Origin of the sequence: Enterobacter sp. MGH85 (genome assembly GCF_001037655.1) — a bacterium.
Classification (GTDB): Bacteria; Pseudomonadota; Gammaproteobacteria; order Enterobacterales; family Enterobacteriaceae; genus Enterobacter; species Enterobacter intestinihominis.
Map to the genome: position 1 here is coordinate 3,598,027 of NZ_KQ089925.1, position 21,362 is coordinate 3,619,388.

Genomic DNA, 21,362 nt, shown 5'->3' on the forward strand with positions numbered 1-21,362 from the left:
ACGGGTTATGCCTCCCGCTGAATTTCAGTTAACTCTGATTATGGCGCGGATTTGCCGGGAAAATAGCACCGAGGACGCTCGCCTCCCGCGCACCGGTTACGGAGGGTAAATTCCCGGGCAGACCGGCAACCGTACGCCAGGCAAGCCAGGCGAAGGCCAGCGCTTCCATGTCGTCTCCGCTGATCCCGGCTTCGTCAGTGGTCGTGACTTCGGTGCCCGGCAGCAAGGCGGCGAGGCGTGCCATCAGGAGCGGGTTGCGGCTTCCGCCTCCGCATACCAGCAGACGCTCGCACCCGCCGCTGAGCAACACTTGTTCAGAAATCGACACGGCGGTAAGCTCAGTCAGCGTAGCCTGCACATCCTGAGGCGCAAGGCCGGGGAAGCGTGCCAGATGACGTTCAAGCCAGCCGTAGTTGAAATACTCTCGCCCCGTGCTTTTCGGCGCTGGCAGGGCAAAGAATGGATCGCTTAACAGGGCTTGCAGCAAGGGAAGGATCACTTTCCCCTGGCTGGCCCACTGCGCGTCTTTGTCGTAGGGTTTACCGTTCTGACGCCAGATCCAGGCATCCATCAGCATATTACCGGGCCCGGTATCGTATCCACGCACGGGCTGCCCGGGAATGAGCATCGACAGGTTGGCAATCCCGCCAATGTTCAGAACCATTCTGCGCTCCACCGGGTGCGCCAGCAGCGCCTGATGAAATGCCGGAACCAGCGGCGCCCCCTGCCCGCCGAGGGCCATATCGCGACGACGGAAATCCCCCACCACCGTCACGCCGGTTTTTGCCACAATCTGGTTATTATCGCCAATTTGCATCGTGTGCGGCGCCTCGCCGACAGGTTCATGCCAGACGGTCTGTCCATGGCAGCCTATTGCCACGACATCCTGCGGATGAAGTCTTTCTTGCTGCATCAGGGCCAATACCGCATCAGCAAACAGCGCCCCCAGACGCACATCCAGTTGGCCCAGTTGGGAAAGCGTCAGCTGTTGCCCCTGGCAGATGTTCAGGATCTCTTCTTTTAACGAGACCGGAATAGGCCAGGTCAGGCTTGCCTGCTGCGCCACCATGTTTTCATCAATGGCGGCCAGAACGACATCCACACCGTCAAGACTGGTACCAGACATCACACCGATATAGCGACCCGATTTCATGCGCTTTCCTTACGTTACATGGGCTAAGTGCAACCACTCCATCATAAATAACGCTGCTTTGCTATCCGGTGATAATATTTTTTAACAATCTCAGACCTGTAGCACAGACGGTTTTTGTTTATGTCCCGTTAAGCCCCGTTCAGGTAAAATTTATCTATTCGGCATGCAAAGATATGAACTGTGGTCAGGAATGCCATATAATTTAGCCATAACGGATGCCCCAACCGGGCGTTTTTTGGTGAACAGGAGAGTCAAATGATTTTACGTGTACTGGGCGTTTCGCTGATTGGTTTAACACTGGCGGGTTGTGTGAACGACAATTCACTCTCCGGCGACGTATATAGTGCTTCTGAAGCTAAACAGGTACAGAACGTGACCTACGGTACTATCGTTAATGCCCGTCCTGTTCAGATTCAGGGTGGTGATGACACGAACGTCGTGGGCGCAATCGGTGGTGCTGTGCTGGGTGGTTTCCTGGGTAACACCATTGGTGGCGGCACCGGTCGCTCTCTGGCTACCGCAGCAGGCGCAGTTGCAGGCGGCGTAGCGGGTCAGGGCGTTCAGGGTGCGATGAACAAAACTCAGGGCGTTGAGCTGGAAATCCGTAAAGACGATGGCAGCACCATTATGGTTGTGCAGAAACAGGGTAATACTCGCTTCTCTGCAGGCCAGCGTGTTGTACTGGCAAGCAACGGTAGCCATGTCACCGTCTCCCCGCGTTAATATCCCGACGGATGCGGTCCTTTCGGGCCGCATCCATTTACAAAAACTATCATTTTAAAAAATGTATTTAAAAAAATTCATTCACACGGCGTATAATTAATTCCCTCTGATATTGTTCCTGCGCAAAGTATTTTTTATTTCCCTCCTTTAGACTCGTCTGATTCTCTTTTTCCTCTTTTTAATTTTTTAACATTCTATGCTTGCGAACTGTCGATTTGTAATGAACCGCTTTGTGGCCTTTGCACTTGGGTGCATTTTTATCATTGCCGTGTTACAAGGTTGTTTTATAAAACTTGTTGAATGGGTTCCTTCATTCTCTCCGCTATTTTTCCCTACGCTCACTATTTTTCTTCTGGTATTCCATCTGTTTATCGCCTGTTTTATGGCAATGAAATACTGGTGTGATAAAAAACGGCTATATCTCGTTCCGATTGCGTCAGCCTTTGCCGGTTCAGCACTGCTGATGGTGGGTACGCTATCCAGTTTTCCAGGCTGGCTGGATCTCTATCAGTTCAACGAGGCGAACTATAATGACGCGATGATCTTTTATATGTTCCGACACCTCTTAATGGCGGTGCTCATGATGGCCTCAGCCTTACTTTATACGCTTCGCGTTTCCCCCCTTTCACGAAGCACCCACATCGGTATTGTTGTCGGATCGGCTCTCTTTACGGGCTGCATGCTTTGGCTGGCGTGGTTCTATTCCAGCCATTCCACGACGTTAACCCTGGATCTTGTGGATAATGAAACCCGGCAGTTCATGATTCTCTGGAGCCAGACCATCAACATCATTTTGGTCATTCTTTGGGTTGTCACATTAATCACCCTGATGGTCGTGACCCGGATAAAAAATTTGTTCTGGGCGGGCGGCAATTTTTTATGCGTCTGTTATGTCGTCACGCTGTTAATGCTGTTGTTAGGTGGATACGTAGAAGATGTATCATGGTACCGCGCCCGGTTATTCGAAACTGTCGCGACATTAATGATTATTTTCATTTTGCTTTCCGACGTCTTTAATTTGTATCGTGACTCGCACGTCAAATACCAGCAGTCATATCAAAATTCAATCCGCGACCCGCTTACCCGTCTTTATAATCGCAGCTATTTTTATGATTCATTAAACTATGCCCTCAGCTCTGCAACGGAGGCACACCCGGTATCGGTGGTGGTAAGCGACCTTGACCGTTTCAAACGTATCAACGACTGTTACGGGCATTTGCAGGGCGATAAGGTATTACAGTTCGTCTCTAATCTGTTGACGGATTCCGTGCGCCCCCAGGATATCGCGGCCCGAATCGGTGGTGAAGAGTTTGTGTTGATGCTGACAAATACCCCTTCAGACGCCGCGCGGCAGGTGGCCGAGCGCATTCGCCTCAAGCTGAGCGGGTTTGATAAAGCCAGCAGCGGCGGTCATCTGCCGGAACCCATTACCATCAGCATGGGCGTATTCACCGCAACCTCGCCGGAAACCAGTGCGGAAACCTGCGTGGAGAGCGCGGATAAAGCCATGTATGAGGCAAAAGAGACAGGGCGCAACCGGGTGGTGGTGTTCAGATAATAAGAAAGGCCTTGATTTCGCAAGGCCTTTACGTTCGGTCAGTCGCGAGACTGCAGATCGTGGATGTTCTGCTCAAGACGGGCGATGAGTCCTATCAGCATCTCCAGCTCAGCGGGGGAAATACCTTCAAGGATCTCCCCACGCGTTTTACTGATGACAGCTTCCATCTCAGTAATAATCGGGGCCGCTTTTTCCGTCAATTTGATCCGCTTGGCGCGACGGTCGCTGGCGCAGGTTTGTCGGGAGATAAGTCCCTTCTCTTCCAGTTGGTCAAGAGTGCGCACCAGTGACGGCTGCTCAATGCCAATCGCTTTTGCCAGTTGGATCTGTGACTGGTCGGGCGGGAGCTGATGAATGTTATGCAGCGTAACCCAGTGCGTCTGCGTGAGTTCCAGAGGTTTCAGGCGATGGTCAATCAGAGCACGCCAGATGCGTACCAACCTTGCCAGATCAGAACCTAATGGCGATTCCAATTTCATCTCCTTATAATTAGCTTGCTAAGTGATTATAGTGATTTTAGAATAGTTTGCAGTATTTGTATTGCCAAAACAAATGCAATCACGGTATTCATCATTCCTGAAAGGATGATTTACACTGAACGGTAATGCGCCATCGCATTGAAATATGCCATTGTGGCCCTCACCCCACTGCAAAGGATCACTGCTTGTGACGTTCTTTTCCCTCTCCGCAGGGTTGCCCCTCCAGGATCTGATTGTCGGCGCATCGGTCTACTTTCCGCCACTGTTTAAAGCCGTGATGGTCGGTTTTGTGATCTGGCTCATTGCGCATCGTCTGCTGCGCGACTGGATGTATTCCGGTGAAATCTGGCACCCGATGTTAATGGATCTCTCCCTGTTTACCCTTTCCGTCTGTCTTGGCCTTGCCGTGTTAACCGTGTGGTGAGAATAGCATTGAAAACGTTAAAATATTTTTCCACTCTTTTCGTTTTAGCGCTGGCGCTTATGGCCGGCTGGTGGCTCTGGAATTATTACATGCAGTCGCCCTGGACGCGTGACGGCAAGATCCGCGCAGAACAGGTCAGCATCACGCCACAGGTGTCCGGCAGTATCAGCGCGCTGCTGGTGAAGGACAACCAGTTTGTTCATGCGGGCGATGTGTTATTCCGCATCGATGAGACCCCTTTCCACATTGCGGTGCTCAATGCCCAGGCGCAGCTCGCAAAAGCTCAATCAGATCTGGCAAAAGCCAATAACGAAGCCGAACGTCGCCGACATCTGTCGAGGAATTACATCTCTGCGGAAGATCTCGATACCGCCAATATCAATGTAAAAGCCATGCAGGCCAGCCTGAAGGTTGCAGAGGCAACGCTGAAACAGGCCGAGTGGCAACTGACCCAGACCGTGGTCAAAGCTCCGGTGGATGGATGGATCACGAGCCTGTCGACCCGTGTGGGGGATTACGCCACCACAGGCCAGCCGGTCTTTGCCCTGGTAGATAGCCACTCTTTCTATGTTGTAGGTTATTTTGAAGAGACCAAGCTGCGCCATATCCGCGAGGGTGCGCCTGCCCGGATCACGCTTTACAGCGGTGCAGAAAAGTTACAGGGTCACGTTAGTAGCATAGGTCGGGCAATTTACGATCAGAGCGTGGAAACCGATTCTGGTCTGGTGCCTGACATCAAACCCAACGTACCGTGGGTGCGTCTGGCTCAGCGGGTGCCTGTTCGCGTCGAGTTTGAGCAACTGCCGAAAGACATTACTCTGGTCTCTGGCACAACCTGCACCGTCGCCATCGGATCGCGATGATGAACCTGGGGGCTTTCTCCTGGCGCAATACGCCGTGGATAAAAGCGACACGGCCGCAGTGGCGTTACGCGCTGCGTAACGGCATCGCCATGTGCCTTGCGCTTACGGTAGCCTATTATCTGAATCTGGATGAGCCTTACTGGGCGATGACCTCTGCTGCGGTCGTCAGCTTCCCTACCGTCGGGGGCGTTATCAGTAAAAGCCTCGGGCGCGTGGCGGGTAGCCTGCTGGGTGCGACCGCTGCACTGCTTCTTGCCGGCCATACCCTGAACGATCCCTGGCTCTTTCTGTTAAGCATGTCGGCATGGCTGGGGCTGTGCACCTGGGCCTGCGCCCATTTTACCAACAACGTTGCGTACGCGTTTCAACTGGCAGGTTACACCGCAGCCATTATCGCCTTTCCGGTCGTCAACGTGCTGGATACCACCGAGCTATGGGACATCGCCCAGGCACGCGTATGTGAAGTGATGGTCGGCATTCTGTGCGGCGGCGTCATGATGATGATCCTGCCCAGCACCTCGGATGGCACTACGCTTATCACCGCCCTTAAAACGATGCACGCGCGTTTGCTGGAACATGCCAGCCTGCTCTGGCAGCCTGATAGCAGCGATAACATCCGTCTAGCACACGAAAAGGTCATCGGCCAGATCCTGACCATGAACCTGTTACGCATCCAGGCATTCTGGAGCCACTACCGTTTTCGTCGCCAGAACACGCTCCTGAACTATTTACTGCACCAGCAATTGCGGATGACGAGTGCGATCTCGAGCCTTCGCCGGATGTTGCTGAACTGGCCTGCGCCGCCAGCCCATACCCGGGAAGTTATCGAGGCGCTGCTCGCCGCCCTTGCGCGTCCGGATGCCGATATCTATACCGTGGCCCGTATTATCGCGCCGCTCACCCCAACGGATGAATATGATTACCGGCACCGCGCCTTCTGGCAGCGTCTGAACTATTTCTGCCGCCTGTATCTGCGCAGCAGCCGCTGGTTAAAAGCCGTCGAAAATGCCACGCCCGTCACCGAATTTTCCGTTCCCGGTAGCCCAGCTCTGGCGCGCCATACCGACGCAATGGAGGCGCTGTGGAGCGGTTTTCGTACGTTTTGCGCGTTGACGGCCGTGGGCGCATGGGCCATCACCACCCAATGGGATGCGGGCAGTGCAGCCCTGACGCTTGCGGCAATCAGCTGCGTGCTCTATTCCGTCGCAGCTTCCCCGTTTAATTCCCTGACGCTTCTGCTGCGTACGCTGGTACTGCTGTCGCTGTTCAGCTTCGTGGTGAAATTTGGTTTGATGGTGCAGATAACCGACCTCTGGCAATTTCTGCTGTTTCTCTTCCCGCTATTAACCACCATGCAGTTGCTCAAACTGCAAATGCCAAAACTGGCCGGTCTGTGGGGGCAGTTGATTGTTTTTATGGGCTCATTTATCTCTGTAACGAATCCTCCGGTTTACGATTACGCTGATTTTCTCAACGATAACCTGGCGAAGATCCTCGGCGTGGGGCTGGCGTGGCTGGCTTTCGCCGTGCTACGCCCGGGCTCGGATGCGCGTAAAAGCCGCAGGCATATTCGTGAGCTGCGCAGGGGTTTTGTCGATCAACTGAGTCGCAGCCCGCATCTGCGTGAAAGCGAGTATGAATCGCTGGTTTACCATCATGTCAGCCAGCTGAACAACAGCCAGGATTCCCTCTCCCGTCGCTGGCTACTGCGCTGGGGCGTGGTGCTGCTGAACTGTTCGCACGTGGTGTGGCAGCTGCGTGCCTGGGAGACGCGTTCCGACCCGCTTTCGCAGGTCCGCGATAATTGTATTTCCATGCTTCGCGATGTGATGAGCGAGCGCGGAGTTCAGCAACGCCCCCTGAGCGTCACGCTCGCCGAGCTTCAGCGTATTTGCGACGCTCTGGCGCACCACCATCAGCCTGCGGCCCGCGATCTGGCGTCCATTATCTGGCGGCTGCACTGCTCCCTGTCACAGCTTGAACAGGCGCCGCCACCCGGAACAATTGGCGATCAGATCACCCCGCAGGCATAGCGCGCCCCGCCGCCGCCAAGCGGTTTAGGTTGATCGGACATGTTATCGCCGCCCACATGGACCATCAGCGCCTTGCCTTTGACCTCGTCAATCTTTTTCAGCCGGGGCGCAACAACCGGATCGGTGGCTTTACCGTCGTTATTCACCACCAGCACCGGCAGATCGCCGAGGTGCCCCATACCTTCCGGGCCTTCATGCTTACCAGAGTTGTGCGGATCCAGATGCCCCCCAGCGGCCTCAGCGGCTGAAGGTTTCCCCTCTTTCATTGCGGGTTGACAGCTGCCTTTGGCATGAACGTGAAAACCATGTTCACCGGGTGGAAGGGCCTTGAGATCGGGAGCAAATTCCAGCCCTTTATCGGTTTCGGTGATTTTCACCGTCCCGATGGACTGGCCTACCCCCTGAGAAGTGACGAGATTCATTTCAACTTCTTCGCTGGCTGCCTGCGCTCCTGCGCAAACAACCAGCGTGACCACTGCCAGAGCAAAACGCTTCATATGACCTCCACGGGTTATTTTTTGCACCTTAAGTCTATACCAGAGGCGCAGATTTCACCGGAAAGTCAGACTCCACGCACTCAGGGTACGTCGTAGCCCAGAGCCGCCTTGCGGATGCGGAACCACTGCTGACGCGACATATCCAGCTCTTCAGCCACCAGCGCAGCGCGTACGCGCTCAATTTTGCCGGAGCCGATAATTGGCAGCGGTTTAGACGGCAGGCGCAGGATCCAGGCGTAAACCACCTGCTCGATGCTTTCCGCATTCAGTTCGCGGGCCACGGTTTCAAGCTCGTTACGCAGCGGCTGGAAGGCCTCATCGTTAAACAGGCGACCGCCGCCGAGACAAGACCAGGCCATCGGACGAATGCGTAACTGTTGCAGCTGATCGAGCGTTCCGTCCAGCAGCAGCGGCTGGTGAACAGGCGAGATCTCCACCTGATTCGTCGCCAGCGTAAACGGCAGGCGAGACTGCAATAGCGCAAACTGTGCCGGGGTGAAGTTAGACACGCCAAAATGACGCACTTTGCCGCTCTGGTGTAGCGTCAGGAACGCTTCTGCAACCTCGTCCGCATCCATCAATGGATCGGGACGGTGGATAAGTAGCAGGTCGATACGATCGGTGGCCAGGTTGACCAGTGACTGCTCGGCGCTTTTAACGATATGCGCGCTGTCAGTGATGTAATGCCCAAGTGCATGCTCCGGTTTTGCTGTGGTGGCAATACCGCATTTGGTCACAATCTCCATACGTTCACGCAGCGCTGGCGCACGCTTCAGCGCTTCGCCAAAAGCGGCCTCGCACTGATAGCCGCCATAAATATCAGCGTGATCGACGGTGGTGATCCCGAGATCGAGATGCTCTTCTATAAAGTCCGCCAGCTGGACCGGAGACATATTCCAGTCCATAAGGCGCCAGTAGCCCATAACGAATCGGGAGAATTCCGGGCCCTGCGGGGCAAGGGTAATACGCTGAACCATAACATTTTCCTCAAGGAAGTCATGTCACCAGTATACGCAATTACCCTGCTAAAACAGTGAAGGTTGCTGAGGTTCTTCGGTTTCAACCGCTTTGTTTGCACGAATTTTGCGCAGCAGACGTTGTCGGCAGAGCCGTAAGACCTCCTGCTTTTGCGCGTCGCTGAAATTTTGCCAGTTAAAACGTTCATCGCGTGTGCGCATGCAGCCACGGCAGTATCCTCGTTCATCAACCTGGCAAATACCCCGGCACGGGCTCTGGACAGGGAAAAATTCCAGTTGCTCTGCCACACCTACCTCCAGAACGTCATTATTCCCTACAGTGAAGACCCTAAATGGCCTGCATGCAAGGAGTGTCCGTCACAAACAGGGCATTAAGGTTTCGCTAATCTTCCCTTCTTATACTCGCCGCATTGATATAACGAATGGTCTGGTCATCATGTGGCTCACTAAAAAGTTACACTGTAACGATACGAAATTTACCCTCGCCTGTGCGCTTTTCTTCACCGTGTTCAATGTGCTGTTTATCCAGCGCAGCTGGTCAATTATCGCACCTGCCCGTCTGCACGACGTGCTTTTTGCCGCCAGTGTGCCGCTGGTTCTGTTCTGCGGCTGGGTCATTGTTTTTAGCCTGCTGAATATTCCCTTTATTCGCAAGCCGCTCATGATTGCCCTGACCATAGGATGCGCCGCCGCGACCTGGTTTATGTACACCTATGGCGCGGTTATCGATCAAAACATGATTGTGAACGTGTTTGAGACTAACTCCCAGGAAGCGACAGCCCTGGTAACGCCGCAGCTGATCCTGTGGCTGGCCGTCGCGGGTCTGGTCCCTTCCGTCATCTTAGCCCTGACGCGCATTCGAACCGGAAAATGGTGGTATGCCCTGCTAACACGTTTCGCCGCTATACTGGGTGCGCTGCTGGTGATCATTCTCGTCGCGGCAGTGTTCTATAAAGACTATGCTTCGCTGTTCCGCAATAACAAAAGCATCGTCAAAATGGTCACTCCGGCGAACTACGTGAGCGCCGTTGTGAAGTACAGTAAAATGCGCTGGTTTGCCGGCGACCAGACGCTGGTCCGCATTGGCGAGGATGCCCATAAAGGCGCGCTGATTTCCGGCCAGCACAAGAAAACCGTGCTGGTTCTGGTGGTGGGCGAAGCCTCCCGCGCCGCAAATTACTCGTTAAATGGTTACCCGCGTGAAACCAACCCCGAGCTGAAAAAGCGGGATGTCATCAACTTCCCACAGGCCTCTTCCTGTGGCACGGAAACCGCCGTTTCCGTCCCCTGCATGTTCTCCGGCATGACGCGAAAAAAATATGACGCGGACCTCGCCCATCATCAGGAAGGACTGCTCGATGTGCTTAACCACGCCGGGTTCAACCTGCTGTGGCGCGACAATGACGGCGGGTGTAAAGGTGCCTGCGACCGCGTGCCACACACGGACATGACCCAGTGGAAACTGGATCAGTTCTGTAAGGACAAATCCTGTATCGACGACGTCAACCTGTACCGCCTGGACAACGTGCTGGACGGAATAAAGCAGGATACCGTACTGGTGATACACCTGATGGGCAGCCACGGTCCGGCTTATTACAACCGTTACCCGGACCGCTTCCGGAAATTCACCCCAACCTGCGATACCAATGAAATTCAGGATTGCGATCATCAGTCGCTGATCAATACCTATGACAACTCGATTCTGTATACCGATAGCGTGCTCAGCCGAACCATCGACGCGCTAAAAGCCCGGCAGGCCAGTATGAACACAGCGCTCATTTACCTCTCCGATCACGGCGAATCGCTGGGCGAAAGCGGAATTTACCTGCACGGTACGCCGTATATGCTGGCCCCGGAGCAGCAAACGCATATTCCGTTTATGTTCTGGCTCTCCCCGGACTATGCGAAAAACTTCGGCGTAAACACGGATTGCCTGCGTAACCATGCTGCAAAAGAGGCAGTTTCACAGGACAATTTGTTTGCCACGGTTCTGGGCATGATGGACGTGAAATCAGTGGTTTATCAGCCGCAGCTGGATATTTTGTCGCAATGTCGTCGCTAAGCGGGCTTGCATTAGACCGAACGGTCTATTAGAGTAAGAGCATGAGCAGACATACAGAACACGATACACGAGAACATTTGCTGGCTACCGGCGAGCGCCTTTGCATGCATCGCGGGTTTACCGGTATGGGGCTGAGTGAGTTATTAAAAACCGCTGAAGTGCCTAAGGGATCGTTTTATCACTATTTTCGATCCAAAGAGGCGTTTGGCGTAGCCATGCTGGAGCGGCACTACGCCAGCTACCATCAGCGCCTGGCAGCCCACTTCGCCAGCGGCGAAGGTGACTACCGGGATCGTGTTCTGAACTACTATCAGGAAACGCTGACGCAGTTCTGTCAGCAGGGCATCATCAGCGGCTGCCTGACGGTAAAACTGTCTGCCGAAGTGTGCGATCTCTCCGAAGATATGCGCACCGCCATGGATAAAGGGGCCAGCGGCGTAATCGCTCTGCTGGCTCAGGCGCTGGAAAAAGGCCGCGATGAAACAACGCTCTCCTTCTCCGGCGATCCGCTCACGCAGGCACAGGTGCTCTATTCCCTCTGGTTAGGCGCCAACCTGCAGGCAAAAATGTCTCGCAGCGCCGTGCCGCTCGAAAGCGCGCTGGCGCATGTGAAAAACTGTATTACCGCGCCTGGCGTGTAGCCGGCGTTTTTATTTACCCTTTTACTAGTCGACTGGTCTACTCAGGAGCCATTATGTCCGCTGAAAAGCTATTTACCCCACTGAAAGTGGGTGCCGTTACTGCCCCAAACCGCGTGTTTATGGCCCCACTTACCCGTCTGCGCAGCATCGAGCCGGGAGATATCCCAACGCCATTGATGGGTGAGTATTACCGTCAGCGCGCCAGCTCGGGCCTGATTATTTCCGAAGCCACGCAGATTTCTGCCCAGGCTAAAGGCTACGCCGGTGCGCCGGGTCTGCACAGCCCGGAACAGATCGCCGCGTGGAAAAAAATCACCGCAGGCGTTCATGCTGAAGATGGCCGTATTGCGGTTCAGCTGTGGCACACCGGTCGTATCTCGCACAGTAGCATCCAGCCTGGCGGTCAGGCGCCCGTTTCTGCCTCTGCCCTGAATGCGAATACCCGCACTTCCCTGCGCGATGAAAACGGTAATGCTATTCGCGTCGACACCACCACGCCACGCGCGCTTGAGCTGGACGAGATCCCGGGTATCGTGAATGATTTCCGTCAGGCCGTCGCCAACGCCCGTGAAGCGGGCTTCGACCTGGTTGAGCTGCACTCTGCGCACGGCTACCTGCTGCACCAGTTCCTGTCACCGTCTTCCAATCAGCGTACCGACCAGTACGGCGGCAGCGTTGAAAACCGCGCGCGTCTGGTGCTTGAAGTGGTAGATGCCGTGTGTAATGAGTGGAGCGCAGATCGCATTGGTATTCGAGTTTCCCCAATTGGTACCTTCCAGAACGTCGACAACGGTCCGAACGAAGAAGCGGATGCGCTGTATCTGATTGAAGAGCTGGCTAAACGCGGTATCGCGTATCTGCACATGTCCGAGCCGGACTGGGCAGGCGGCAAGCCCTACAGCGAAGCCTTCCGCCAGAAAGTTCGCGAGCGCTTCCACGGCGTGATTATCGGGGCGGGCGCTTATACGGCAGAGAAAGCCGAGGATCTGATCGGTAAAGGTCTGATCGACGCCGTGGCCTTTGGCCGTGATTACATTGCTAACCCGGATCTGGTTGCCCGTTTGCAGAAGAAAGCCGAACTGAACCCGCAGCGCCCTGAAAGCTTCTATGGCGGCGGCGCGGAAGGTTATACCGACTACCCTTCACTGTAATCCCGCTTTGTACATTGATAGCGGCGACCTTTCGCCGCTATACTAAAACATCGTTTCTGTTCAAAAAGATAATCCATTCCACTGTTTAATGAGGAAATTATGCGCCTACTTCACACCATGCTGCGCGTTGGCGACCTGCAACGTTCCATCGATTTCTACACTAACGTTCTGGGCATGAAGCTGCTGCGCACCAGCGAAAATCCGGAATATAAATACTCTCTGGCGTTTGTCGGTTACGGCCCGGAATCTGAAGAAGCGGTCATCGAGCTGACCTACAACTGGGGCGTGGACAGCTACGAGCTGGGTACGGCTTACGGCCACATCGCGCTGGAAGTGGATAATGCGGCTGAAGCCTGCGAACGTATCCGCAGCAATGGCGGTAACGTCACCCGTGAAGCCGGTCCGGTTAAAGGTGGCACCACCGTGATTGCGTTTGTTGAAGATCCGGACGGGTATAAAATCGAACTGATCGAAGCTAAAGACGCTGGTCGCGGTCTGGGCAATTGATCCCGCAGGGCGCACTATGCGCCCGTTGTTTTGCTGCATCCCCTCTCAAAATTTGCCATAATGCGCACTGCTTTTTCCCCCTTGTAAGAGACCCTGATGTCCGATAACGCTCAATTTACCGGTCTGTGCGACCGTTTTCGTGGTTTTTATCCCGTTGTCATTGATGTAGAAACAGCCGGATTTAACGCTAAAACCGATGCGCTGCTTGAGATTGCCGCCATCACGCTGAAGATGGATGAACAGGGCTGGCTTGTACCGGACACCACGCTGCATTTCCACGTTGAACCCTTTGAAGGGGCAAACTTACAGCCAGAGGCGCTGGCCTTTAACGGTATCGATCCGACAAACCCGCTGCGCGGGGCGGTAAGCGAATACGAGGCGCTGCACGCCATTTTCAAAATGGTGCGCAAAGGCATGAAAGAGAATGACTGTAGCCGCGCCATCATGGTGGCCCACAACGCTACGTTCGATCACAGCTTCACCATGGCTGCCGCCGAGCGCGCCTCGCTAAAGCGTAATCCATTCCATCCGTTTGTGACCTTCGACACCGCCGCGCTGAGCGGCCTGGCGCTGGGGCAAACCGTGCTCTCTAAAGCCTGCATCACGGCGGGTATTGCGTTTGACGGCACTCAGGCGCATTCCGCGTTATACGATACCGAGCGTACGGCGGAGCTGTTCTGTGAGATCGTCAACCGCTGGAAACGTCTGGGTGGCTGGCCGCTGCCGATGGGCGACGAGGCCGATCTTCAATCGTAGACTGGGTAATCAACAGCCCCACAGGACAAAAAAAAGCGACCAACATAATGTGGTCGCTTTTTTATATCCGCAGAAAACTTATTCTGCGTCCGGCTCTTCGGTTTTATACTTCGCCGCAGTCTCTTTGATCAGCTGTTGCAGTTCGCCGCGCTGATACATTTCAATCAGAATATCACAGCCGCCAACCAGTTCACCGTCAACCCACAGCTGTGGGAAGGTCGGCCAGTTTGCGTATTTTGGCAGCTCAGCGCGGATGTCCGGGTTTTGCAGGATATCAACGTAAGCAAAACGCTCACCACAGGCGGACAGCGCCTGAACCGCTTGCGCGGAGAAGCCGCAGCTTGGCAGCTTCGGAGAACCTTTCATGTACAGGAGAATCGGGTTTTCAGCGATCTGGCGCTGAATTTTTTCAATAGTGGTGCTCATGTCTTGCTTCCTTTAACTTCTGTTACGGCATCAGTCTGACATTGTAGCGGGTCAGGCCGACATCGGAAAATAACATTTTTGTCACGTCTCATTATTTTATCCGCTATCGCGTAAAGTTGCATTGATAATGACGTTTAAGGCTGCGCGCCGTGCGGTTTTGCTTAAGGAGCGAACAAGAGTGCGACAGTATGGTGAATTTTTTTGCACTTGCTAACGAAACACATTTTTTGAATGAAAAATGCTATTAACTTATTCCGATTTTATGGATTAGAATCGACTGGTTTTGTAAATCTCATGCGGGTATGTATTTTGGCTCGCACTTATCAGGGGACTGCCCAGTGGCGCGGATAACTAAAATCTCGATGACGCTCTGTGCTTTACTGTTTACCACACTCTCATTTACGCCAGCGGCGAACGCCTCCGAACAGGCGCGGCATTCTGCTGTACAAAAAACGCATCTGGCAAAAACCACAGAACGTAAGAAAAAAACCACCAGCAAAACAGTAAAGAAGAAAACCACCGCTCACACCAAAAAGACCGCCTCCAGTAAAACCAAAACTCTCCGTTCCGGCACGCACAAAACCACTCGCACGACCGCCAGCCTGGTGAATGATAAATGCACCGTGCGCAAAGGCCATAAAACGAAATGCGCCAAAGTGACGAAGCTGGCTGACGTGCATAAAGCGCGTATGCAGAAAGCGCAAAAAACGGCGATGAATAAACTGATGGGGCAAATAGGTAAACCATATCGCTGGGGTGGCACCTCTCCGCGCACCGGTTTTGACTGTAGTGGGCTGGTTTATTATGCCTATAAAGATCTGGTGAAGTTTCGCATTCCACGCACCGCCAATGAGATGTACCATCTGCGCGACGCCGCGCCTGTAAACCGTGGCGAACTGCAAAATGGCGACCTGGTGTTCTTCCGCACCCAAGGACGCGGCACGGCCGATCACGTTGGGGTGTATGTGGGTAACGGTAAATTTATCCAGTCACCGCGCAGCGGTCAGGACATTCAGATCACCTCCCTCAGCGAAGATTACTGGGTGCGCCACTATGTGGGTGCGCGCCGAGTGATGACGCCAAAAACCATTCGCTAGACCCTGCCCTGCCGCCTCCGCGGCGGGGTAAGTTCCTCTTTTGCATACCCTTTCAATTTGCTATTCTGTCCTTGTTGTCTGTAGGGTTATTGGCAACGTATAAAACTATAAGGAGAGTAGCAATGTCGTTCGAATTACCTGCACTACCGTATGCAAAAGACGCCCTGGCTCCGCACATTTCTGCGGAAACCCTGGAGTACCATTACGGCAAGCATCACCAGACCTATGTCACCAACCTGAATAACCTGATCAAGGGCACCGATTTTGAAGGCAAAACGCTGGAAGAGATTGTGCGCAGTTCAGACGGTGGCGTATTCAACAACGCCGCTCAGGTGTGGAACCACACCTTCTACTGGCACTGCCTGGCACCGAATGCAGGTGGGGAACCTACCGGTGAGCTGGCCGCAGCGATTAACGCCGCGTTCGGCAGCTTCGCGGATTTCAAAGCGAAGTTTACTGACGCCGCCGTTAAAAACTTTGGCTCCGGCTGGACCTGGCTGGTAAAAGAGGCTGATGGCAAACTGGCTATCGTTTCCACTTCTAATGCGGGTACCCCTCTGACCACCAGCGCAACGCCGCTGATGACCGTGGACGTATGGGAACACGCCTATTACATTGATTACCGTAATGCGCGCCCGAACTACCTGGAACATTTCTGGGCACTGGTTAACTGGGAATTTGTTGCGAAGAACTTCGCCGCATAAGGGACACGCAGAAGGGGCAACCCTTCTGCGTTTTTATTTATTCCGCCGTACACACCGCTTCTGGCTGTTTACGCCCGGACATCAACACCAGCAGCAAGCCGAGTGCGGCAATGATCGCCCCCATCACCGGCACAAAGCTGTAACCCAAACCACTGGAGATCACCGCCCCACCCGCTGCGGCTCCCAGCGCATTTCCCAGGTTAAACGCACCGATATTCACGGATGATGAGAGCCCCGGCGCCTCATGCGCAACACGCATCACGCGCATCTGCAACGGCGGCACCACGGCAAAGGTTGCGGCGCCCCACACCACCATGGCAACCGCGGCGCCCACTTCGTTACGCGCCAGCCACGGGATCGCCACCATGATGACAATCAGCAGCGTTAAAAAACCTTTCAGCGTCCCGCTGACGGAGCGGTCGGCAAATTTCCCGCCGAGATAGTTGCCAATCGAGAACCCGACACCAATTAGCACCAGCATCGCGGTAACAAAGAGTGGCGTTGCGTGGGTTATGTCGTGCAGCACCGGGGAGATATAGGTGTAGAGCGTAAACATCGCCCCTGCCCCCAGCACCGTGGTGAGCAGCGCGGACAACACCTGAGGACGCATCAGTACCGCCAGCTCTTTACGTACTTCCGGACGTTCTCCCGCACTTCCTTTCGGCAGCGAGAAGAACAGCGCGACCATCGCGACCACGCCCAGTCCGGCGGTTGCGAGGAAAGACATACGCCAGCCGATGGCTTCTCCGAGCCAGGTGGCAGCGGGAACGCCGCCGATATTAGCGATAGTGAGGCCCATAAACATAGTGGCTACCGCGCTGGCCTGCTTATGTTTTGGCACTACGCTTGCGGCAACAACCGAGCCCAGCCCGAAGAAAGCGCCGTGGTTCAGGCTGGTCAGAATACGGGAAAGCATCAGCGTGGTATAATCCGGCGAAATCGCGGAAAGCACATTTCCGAGAGTAAAAATTGCCATCAGGAAAATCAGCGCATTGCGTCGCGCGCGGTGCGAAAGCAGCAGCGTCATCAGCGGTGCGCCCACCATCACGCCGATCGCATAGGCGCTAATCAACATACCGGCCGCAGGGATAGAGACGTCCACACCCCGGGCGATAACAGGCAATAACCCCATCGGGGAGAATTCAGTGGTGCCAATCCCAAAGGCGCCAATCGCCAGGGCCAGCAGGGGAAAATTGATTTTCATGAAAAGACTCCGGATACCGTGCCGTTACCCGGCACAGACTAAGAAGGCAAAAGCATGACATCAATCACAAAAAATGAGAAGTTAACATTTTGGCAAAAGATTTTTGCCGGAGAGGTAACAATAGCGGCAAGGGAGGGAGAAGGTTCTCCCCCCTCCTGAATCAGTGCAGCGCAGCGGTTAAACCACCCGCAACAATCAGGGCAAGAACAACAATGGTGGTAAACAGCGAAAACTTCAGATCGGTACTCATCAATTTTTCTCCTTTTATTCACCCTACGAAAAGTGAGCTTGCTCATTTTTACACAGTTCAGGTCAAAAATCTTCCAGGATTTAAACGGATATCCACTTTACCTCTTCCCCTTTTCATCAAGATAGGACAAAATTCCACGCTAAATTTATTAGCGTACCGGCCACTGACCCCCTCCTGACGTCCTGTGTCGTTTTCCCGGCGTGTCGCAACTCATGTTTGCGTAATAAGGGTGAGAGAAGGCAAACGTTTACCTTCATTTTTTTCAGGAGCTTAGGATATGGTCTGGAGTGACATTTAATGGCAACAATTAAAGACGTAGCAAAACGCGCAAACGTTTCCACTACAACCGTATCACATGTTATTAACAAAACGCGTTTCGTCGCAGAAGAGACGCGTAATGCCGTTTGGGCAGCAATCAAAGAACTGCACTACTCGCCAAGTGCGGTCGCCCGTAGCCTGAAGGTTAATCACACCAAATCGATTGGCCTGCTGGCCACCAGCAGTGAAGCGGCTTACTTTGCTGAAATCATCGAAGCCGTTGAAAAAAACTGCTTTCAGAAAGGCTATACCCTGATTCTGGGCAACGCGTGGAACAACATTGAAAAACAGCGCGCTTACCTGTCGATGATGGCGCAAAAGCGCGTCGACGGCCTGCTGGTCATGTGTTCTGAATACCCTGAGTCGGTGCTTTCCATGCTGGAAGAGTATCGCCACATTCCGATGGTAGTGATGGACTGGGGCGAGGCGCGCGCAGACTTCACCGACTCTGTTATTGATAACGCCTTTGAAGGTGGCTACATGGCCGGGCGTTATCTGGTAGAACGCGGGCATCGTGAAATTGGCGTGATCCCGGGCCCGCTGGAGCGTAACACCGGTGCTGGCCGTCTGGCCGGTTTCATGAAAGCGATGGAAGAGGCGCTGATTACCGTGCCAGAAAACTGGATTGTCCAGGGCGATTTCGAGCCGGAGTCGGGCTATCGCGCCATGCAGCAGATCGTCTCCCAGCCGCATCGCCCTACCGCTGTGTTCTGCGGCGGCGATATCATGGCAATGGGCGCGCTCTGCGCGGCGGATGAACTCGGCCTGCGCGTTCCGCAGGACATCTCGGTGATCGGCTATGATAACGTTCGCAACGCCCGTTTCTTTACCCCGGCGCTGACCACCATTCACCAGCCGAAAGATTCGCTGGGTGAAACGGCCTTCAATATGCTGATGGACAGGATCGTCAACAAGCGAGAACAGTCCCAGTCCATTGAGGTCCACCCGCGCCTGATTGAACGCCGTTCCGTTGCCGACGGTCCGTTCCGCGACTACCGACGTTAATCTCTTTACGGGGCCAGCTACGCTGGTCCCCGCAACCACTCCCGGTTCAGCGTTTCGCTGTCTCCCAGATAATCCAGCAGCCAGGCCATGGCGGGCGAGACGTCGTTTTGCTGCCACGTCAGACAGCATGCAGCATCCGGGAAAGGATTTTCCAGCGTCAGAGCCACCCACTCTCCCGCGTCGATGCGCGGGCGCGCAAAATGCACCGGCACCATGCCAACGCACAGCCCCGCGCTCAGACAGGTGGCTGACGACTCCCAGTCCGGCGCAACCACGCGGCGCTGATTATCCAGCAGCCAGGTAATGCGCTTGGGCAGCGAGCGGGAGGTATCTTCCAGCACCAGCGAGGGCCAGTTGCGTAAGGTGTCATCACTCAGCGGCCCGTCCAGCGCCGCCAGCGGGTGATCGCGCGCGACCACGCAGGTCCAGCTCAGCATGCCCATGTCGCGGAACGCGTAGCGCCCGCCAACCGGGATCGCCTGGGTTGCACCAATCGCCATCTCCGCCCTGCCGTCCGCCAGCGCATCCCATACGCCGTTGAACACTTCCTGCGACACACGCAGTTCGACGTCGGAAAAATGACGATAGAAATCGACGATCATCTGCCGGGTCCGTTCCGGCTTAACAATGTTATCCACCGCGATAGCGAGATGCCCGCGCCAGCCGTTGGCGATCTGCTGGCACTGCTCACGGGTGATCTGCATTTTTTTGATAACAGACCGACCTTCCTTCAAAAACCACGCGCCGGCAGGCGTGAGCTCCACGTCGCGATGACGCCGCTCGAACAGCGGGACTGCCAGCCACGCTTCCAGCTGGCGCACCGTATAGCTGATAGCCGAGGGAACGCGGTGCAACTCCTGGGCGGCACCAGTAAAGCTGCCGTTACGCGCCACGGCATCAACCACTTCAAGGGAATAATCTGACCACATCTTTAGCCTGCAAATTTTTTGAATGCACCCACCAAATATTAGCGTTTCACAAGCCGCTTTGCACTCCCTACACTCTGCGCCAACGTACACCTGCCTCCTCAGGAGAAAAAACAGTGCAACCCAGGAAAGGATTTTTAGTCTGGCTCGGCGGCTTAAGCGTGCTGGGCTTTTTGGCGACCGATATGTATCTGCCCGCCTTCGCCGCGATGCAGGAAGATTTGCAAACTCCTGCCGCCGCCATCAGCGCCAGTTTGAGTTTATTCCTTGCAGGTTTTGCTTTTGCGCAACTACTCTGGGGACCGCTCTCTGATCGTTTTGGCCGTAAGCCCGTTCTGTTGCTGGGACTGGCGATTTTTGCCGTAGGCTGTCTGGGCATGCTGTGGGTCCGCGATGCCGCCTGGTTACTGGTGTTGCGCTTTATTCAGGCGGTCGGCGTCTGTGCCGCAGCGGTCACCTGGCAGGCGCTGGTGACCGATTACTACTCCGCCTCACGCACTAACCGCATTTTCGCCACCATCATGCCGCTGGTCGGCCTGTCTCCGGCACTCGCCCCGTTACTGGGCAGCTGGATCCTGGCGCATTTCGACTGGCAGGCCATTTTCGCCACGCTCTTTGCGATCACGCTGGTCCTGATGCTGCCCGCGTTCGGGCTTAAACCTGCGCATAAAAAAGAGACGCATCCGGACGCGAAGCCCATCACCTTTACCTCTTTACTGCGGTCGAAAGCCTATCGCGGTAACGTGCTGATTTATGCCGCCTGCTCTGCCAGCTTCTTTGCCTGGCTGACCGGTTCGCCGTTCATTTTGCATGACATGGGCTACAGCCCGGCGGCTATCGGCCTGAGCTATATACCACAGACCATCGCCTTCCTGGTGGGTGGCTATGGCTGTCGCGCCGCGCTGCAAAAATGGGAAGGCCAGCAGATGCTGCCCTGGCTGCTGGTGCTGTATGCGCTAAGCGTGATTGCGACCTGGGCTGTCGGCTTTATTCCCGGCGCCGGGCTTGCAGAAATTTTGATTCCGTTCTGCGTCATGGCGATCGCTAACGGGGCCATCTACCCTATCGTTGTAGCCCAGGCGCTGCGTCCATTCCCGCAGGCGACAGGCCGCGCTGCCGCGCTGCAAAATACCCTGCAACTTGGCCTGTGCTTCCTGGCAAGTCTCGTGGTCTCTGCGTTGATTGCAACCCCGCTGCTCACCACCACCAGCGTGATGCTGGTCACCGTTGTGCTGGCAGGATTGGGTTATCGCATGCAGTCCTCCGCCCATCGCGAGCAGAGTGAAAACGCGCAGACAGAAACGTCGCACGCCTGATTACGCGGGAAACTATGTTAAAAACCAGTGATTAGGTTGCTAACAATTTTCTGTTGAATCACCAAATTTTGCGGCCTATACTGAATTTGGTTCGATTAAATACGATAAATATTAAGTGTTAACGGGAGCCGGAGCGCTCCCGTTTTACCATGGAAGGCATTTCGGCAAGGGTTATCTCCCTTCCTCTGTTCTACGTCGGATATTAGCCTCGCGGGCATTTACCGTGAGATTTCTCACAAACCAAAAAAGCGTCTACGCTGTTTTAAGGTTCTGATCACAGCAAGGTGATGGA

At 54.7% G+C, this 21,362-nt stretch carries 23 protein-coding genes; 14 read left to right on the plus strand and 9 right to left on the minus strand.

Features of this window, described 5'->3' with window-relative positions; genetic code table 11:
- Positions 1-28: 28 nt before the first annotated feature.
- The gene (gene anmK, locus SK51_RS16960; protein WP_023306005.1) at positions 29-1,153 is read right to left on the minus strand and encodes an anhydro-N-acetylmuramic acid kinase; all 1,125 of its coding nucleotides are present in this window, start codon (positions 1,151-1,153) and stop codon (positions 29-31) included.
- Between the two features lie 255 nt (positions 1,154-1,408).
- Here anmK and slyB point away from each other — a divergent pair, with 255 nt between their 5' ends.
- Together slyB and SK51_RS16970 are read left to right on the plus strand one after the other, a co-directional pair.
- Entirely contained in the window at positions 1,409-1,876 is a 468-nt protein-coding gene (gene slyB, locus SK51_RS16965; protein WP_048206852.1) for an outer membrane lipoprotein SlyB, read from the plus strand.
- A 196-nt stretch (positions 1,877-2,072) separates the two neighbouring features.
- Complete coding sequence (locus SK51_RS16970; RefSeq protein WP_032671098.1) at positions 2,073-3,434, plus strand: sensor domain-containing diguanylate cyclase; 1,362 nt, start codon at positions 2,073-2,075, stop codon at positions 3,432-3,434.
- Positions 3,435-3,472: 38 nt separating this feature from the next.
- On the opposite strand, the gene slyA is transcribed toward SK51_RS16970, so the two are convergent.
- Complete coding sequence (slyA, locus tag SK51_RS16975) at positions 3,473-3,913, minus strand: transcriptional regulator SlyA (RefSeq protein ID WP_032623345.1); 441 nt, start codon at positions 3,911-3,913, stop codon at positions 3,473-3,475.
- A gap of 187 nt (positions 3,914-4,100) precedes the next feature.
- Between slyA and SK51_RS16980 the strand changes: the two genes are divergently transcribed.
- From SK51_RS16980 to SK51_RS16990, 3 genes are read left to right on the plus strand one after another with little or no spacing between them, the layout of a single operon-like run.
- Positions 4,101-4,337 (plus strand): DUF1656 domain-containing protein, encoded by a 237-nt coding sequence (locus tag SK51_RS16980; protein WP_022647907.1) that lies wholly within the window; start codon positions 4,101-4,103, stop codon positions 4,335-4,337.
- A gap of 2 nt (positions 4,338-4,339) precedes the next feature.
- Positions 4,340-5,200 carry an efflux RND transporter periplasmic adaptor subunit gene (locus SK51_RS16985; protein ID WP_032671576.1) on the plus strand — a complete coding sequence of 287 codons (861 nt, stop codon included), beginning with the start codon at positions 4,340-4,342 and terminating at the stop codon, positions 5,198-5,200.
- Positions 5,200-7,233, plus strand: coding sequence for an FUSC family protein (locus SK51_RS16990; RefSeq protein WP_032676447.1), 2,034 nt, complete (start codon positions 5,200-5,202; stop codon positions 7,231-7,233). Before SK51_RS16985 ends, SK51_RS16990 begins: the two co-directional genes overlap by 1 nt.
- Here SK51_RS16990 and sodC read toward each other — a convergent pair.
- The 3 genes from sodC to SK51_RS17005 form a co-directional block, all read right to left on the minus strand.
- Positions 7,212-7,730, minus strand: a complete 519-nt coding sequence (gene sodC / locus SK51_RS16995; RefSeq protein WP_022647904.1) for a superoxide dismutase [Cu-Zn] SodC — start codon at positions 7,728-7,730, stop codon at positions 7,212-7,214. The genes SK51_RS16990 and sodC overlap by 22 nt on opposite strands.
- An 80-nt stretch (positions 7,731-7,810) precedes the next feature.
- A complete protein-coding gene (locus tag SK51_RS17000) occupies positions 7,811-8,707 on the minus strand; it encodes an aldo/keto reductase (RefSeq protein WP_023299952.1) in 897 nt (298 codons plus the stop codon).
- 48 nt (positions 8,708-8,755) lie between these two features.
- Positions 8,756-8,995, minus strand: a complete 240-nt coding sequence (locus SK51_RS17005; protein ID WP_023299951.1) for a DUF1289 domain-containing protein — start codon at positions 8,993-8,995, stop codon at positions 8,756-8,758.
- A 148-nt stretch (positions 8,996-9,143) separates the two neighbouring features.
- Here SK51_RS17005 and eptA point away from each other — a divergent pair, with 148 nt between their 5' ends.
- From eptA to rnt, 5 genes are all read left to right on the plus strand, one after another.
- Positions 9,144-10,769 (plus strand): phosphoethanolamine transferase EptA, encoded by a 1,626-nt coding sequence (eptA, locus tag SK51_RS17010; protein ID WP_023306001.1) that lies wholly within the window; start codon positions 9,144-9,146, stop codon positions 10,767-10,769.
- A 41-nt stretch (positions 10,770-10,810) separates the two neighbouring features.
- Entirely contained in the window at positions 10,811-11,410 is a 600-nt protein-coding gene (locus SK51_RS17015) for a TetR/AcrR family transcriptional regulator (RefSeq protein WP_022647900.1), read from the plus strand.
- A 53-nt stretch (positions 11,411-11,463) separates the two neighbouring features.
- Positions 11,464-12,561 (plus strand): alkene reductase, encoded by a 1,098-nt coding sequence (locus SK51_RS17020; protein ID WP_023299948.1) that lies wholly within the window; start codon positions 11,464-11,466, stop codon positions 12,559-12,561.
- Between the two features lie 99 nt (positions 12,562-12,660).
- The gene (gene gloA / locus SK51_RS17025) at positions 12,661-13,068 is read left to right on the plus strand and encodes a lactoylglutathione lyase (RefSeq protein WP_022647898.1); all 408 of its coding nucleotides are present in this window, start codon (positions 12,661-12,663) and stop codon (positions 13,066-13,068) included.
- A gap of 96 nt (positions 13,069-13,164) precedes the next feature.
- The gene (gene rnt, locus SK51_RS17030; RefSeq protein WP_003857625.1) at positions 13,165-13,824 is read left to right on the plus strand and encodes a ribonuclease T; all 660 of its coding nucleotides are present in this window, start codon (positions 13,165-13,167) and stop codon (positions 13,822-13,824) included.
- A gap of 78 nt (positions 13,825-13,902) precedes the next feature.
- On the opposite strand, the gene grxD is transcribed toward rnt, so the two are convergent.
- A complete protein-coding gene (gene grxD / locus SK51_RS17035) occupies positions 13,903-14,250 on the minus strand; it encodes a monothiol glutaredoxin 4 (protein WP_003832760.1) in 348 nt (115 codons plus the stop codon).
- Between the two features lie 338 nt (positions 14,251-14,588).
- Between grxD and SK51_RS17040 the strand changes: the two genes are divergently transcribed.
- Positions 14,589-15,347 (plus strand): C40 family peptidase, encoded by a 759-nt coding sequence (locus SK51_RS17040; RefSeq protein WP_023299947.1) that lies wholly within the window; start codon positions 14,589-14,591, stop codon positions 15,345-15,347.
- Between the two features lie 122 nt (positions 15,348-15,469).
- Complete coding sequence (gene sodB, locus SK51_RS17045) at positions 15,470-16,051, plus strand: superoxide dismutase [Fe] (RefSeq protein ID WP_017693553.1); 582 nt, start codon at positions 15,470-15,472, stop codon at positions 16,049-16,051.
- Positions 16,052-16,088: 37 nt separating this feature from the next.
- Here sodB and SK51_RS17050 read toward each other — a convergent pair whose 3' ends face one another.
- Together SK51_RS17050 and cydH are read right to left on the minus strand one after the other, a co-directional pair.
- A complete protein-coding gene (locus SK51_RS17050; protein ID WP_023299945.1) occupies positions 16,089-17,255 on the minus strand; it encodes an MFS transporter in 1,167 nt (388 codons plus the stop codon).
- A gap of 160 nt (positions 17,256-17,415) precedes the next feature.
- On the minus strand, positions 17,416-17,505 hold the full coding sequence (cydH, locus tag SK51_RS25335) for a cytochrome bd-I oxidase subunit CydH (RefSeq protein ID WP_003857632.1): 90 nt from the start codon (positions 17,503-17,505) through the stop codon (positions 17,416-17,418).
- A gap of 297 nt (positions 17,506-17,802) precedes the next feature.
- Here cydH and purR point away from each other — a divergent pair, with 297 nt between their 5' ends.
- A complete protein-coding gene (purR, locus tag SK51_RS17060) occupies positions 17,803-18,828 on the plus strand; it encodes an HTH-type transcriptional repressor PurR (protein ID WP_006809011.1) in 1,026 nt (341 codons plus the stop codon).
- A 17-nt stretch (positions 18,829-18,845) separates the two neighbouring features.
- Here purR and punR read toward each other — a convergent pair whose 3' ends face one another.
- Positions 18,846-19,757 (minus strand): DNA-binding transcriptional activator PunR, encoded by a 912-nt coding sequence (punR, locus tag SK51_RS17065; RefSeq protein ID WP_022647895.1) that lies wholly within the window; start codon positions 19,755-19,757, stop codon positions 18,846-18,848.
- 113 nt (positions 19,758-19,870) lie between these two features.
- Between punR and punC the strand changes: the two genes are divergently transcribed.
- Positions 19,871-21,070 (plus strand): purine nucleoside transporter PunC, encoded by a 1,200-nt coding sequence (punC, locus tag SK51_RS17070; RefSeq protein WP_023306000.1) that lies wholly within the window; start codon positions 19,871-19,873, stop codon positions 21,068-21,070.
- The last annotated feature ends 292 nt before the right edge of the window (positions 21,071-21,362 follow it).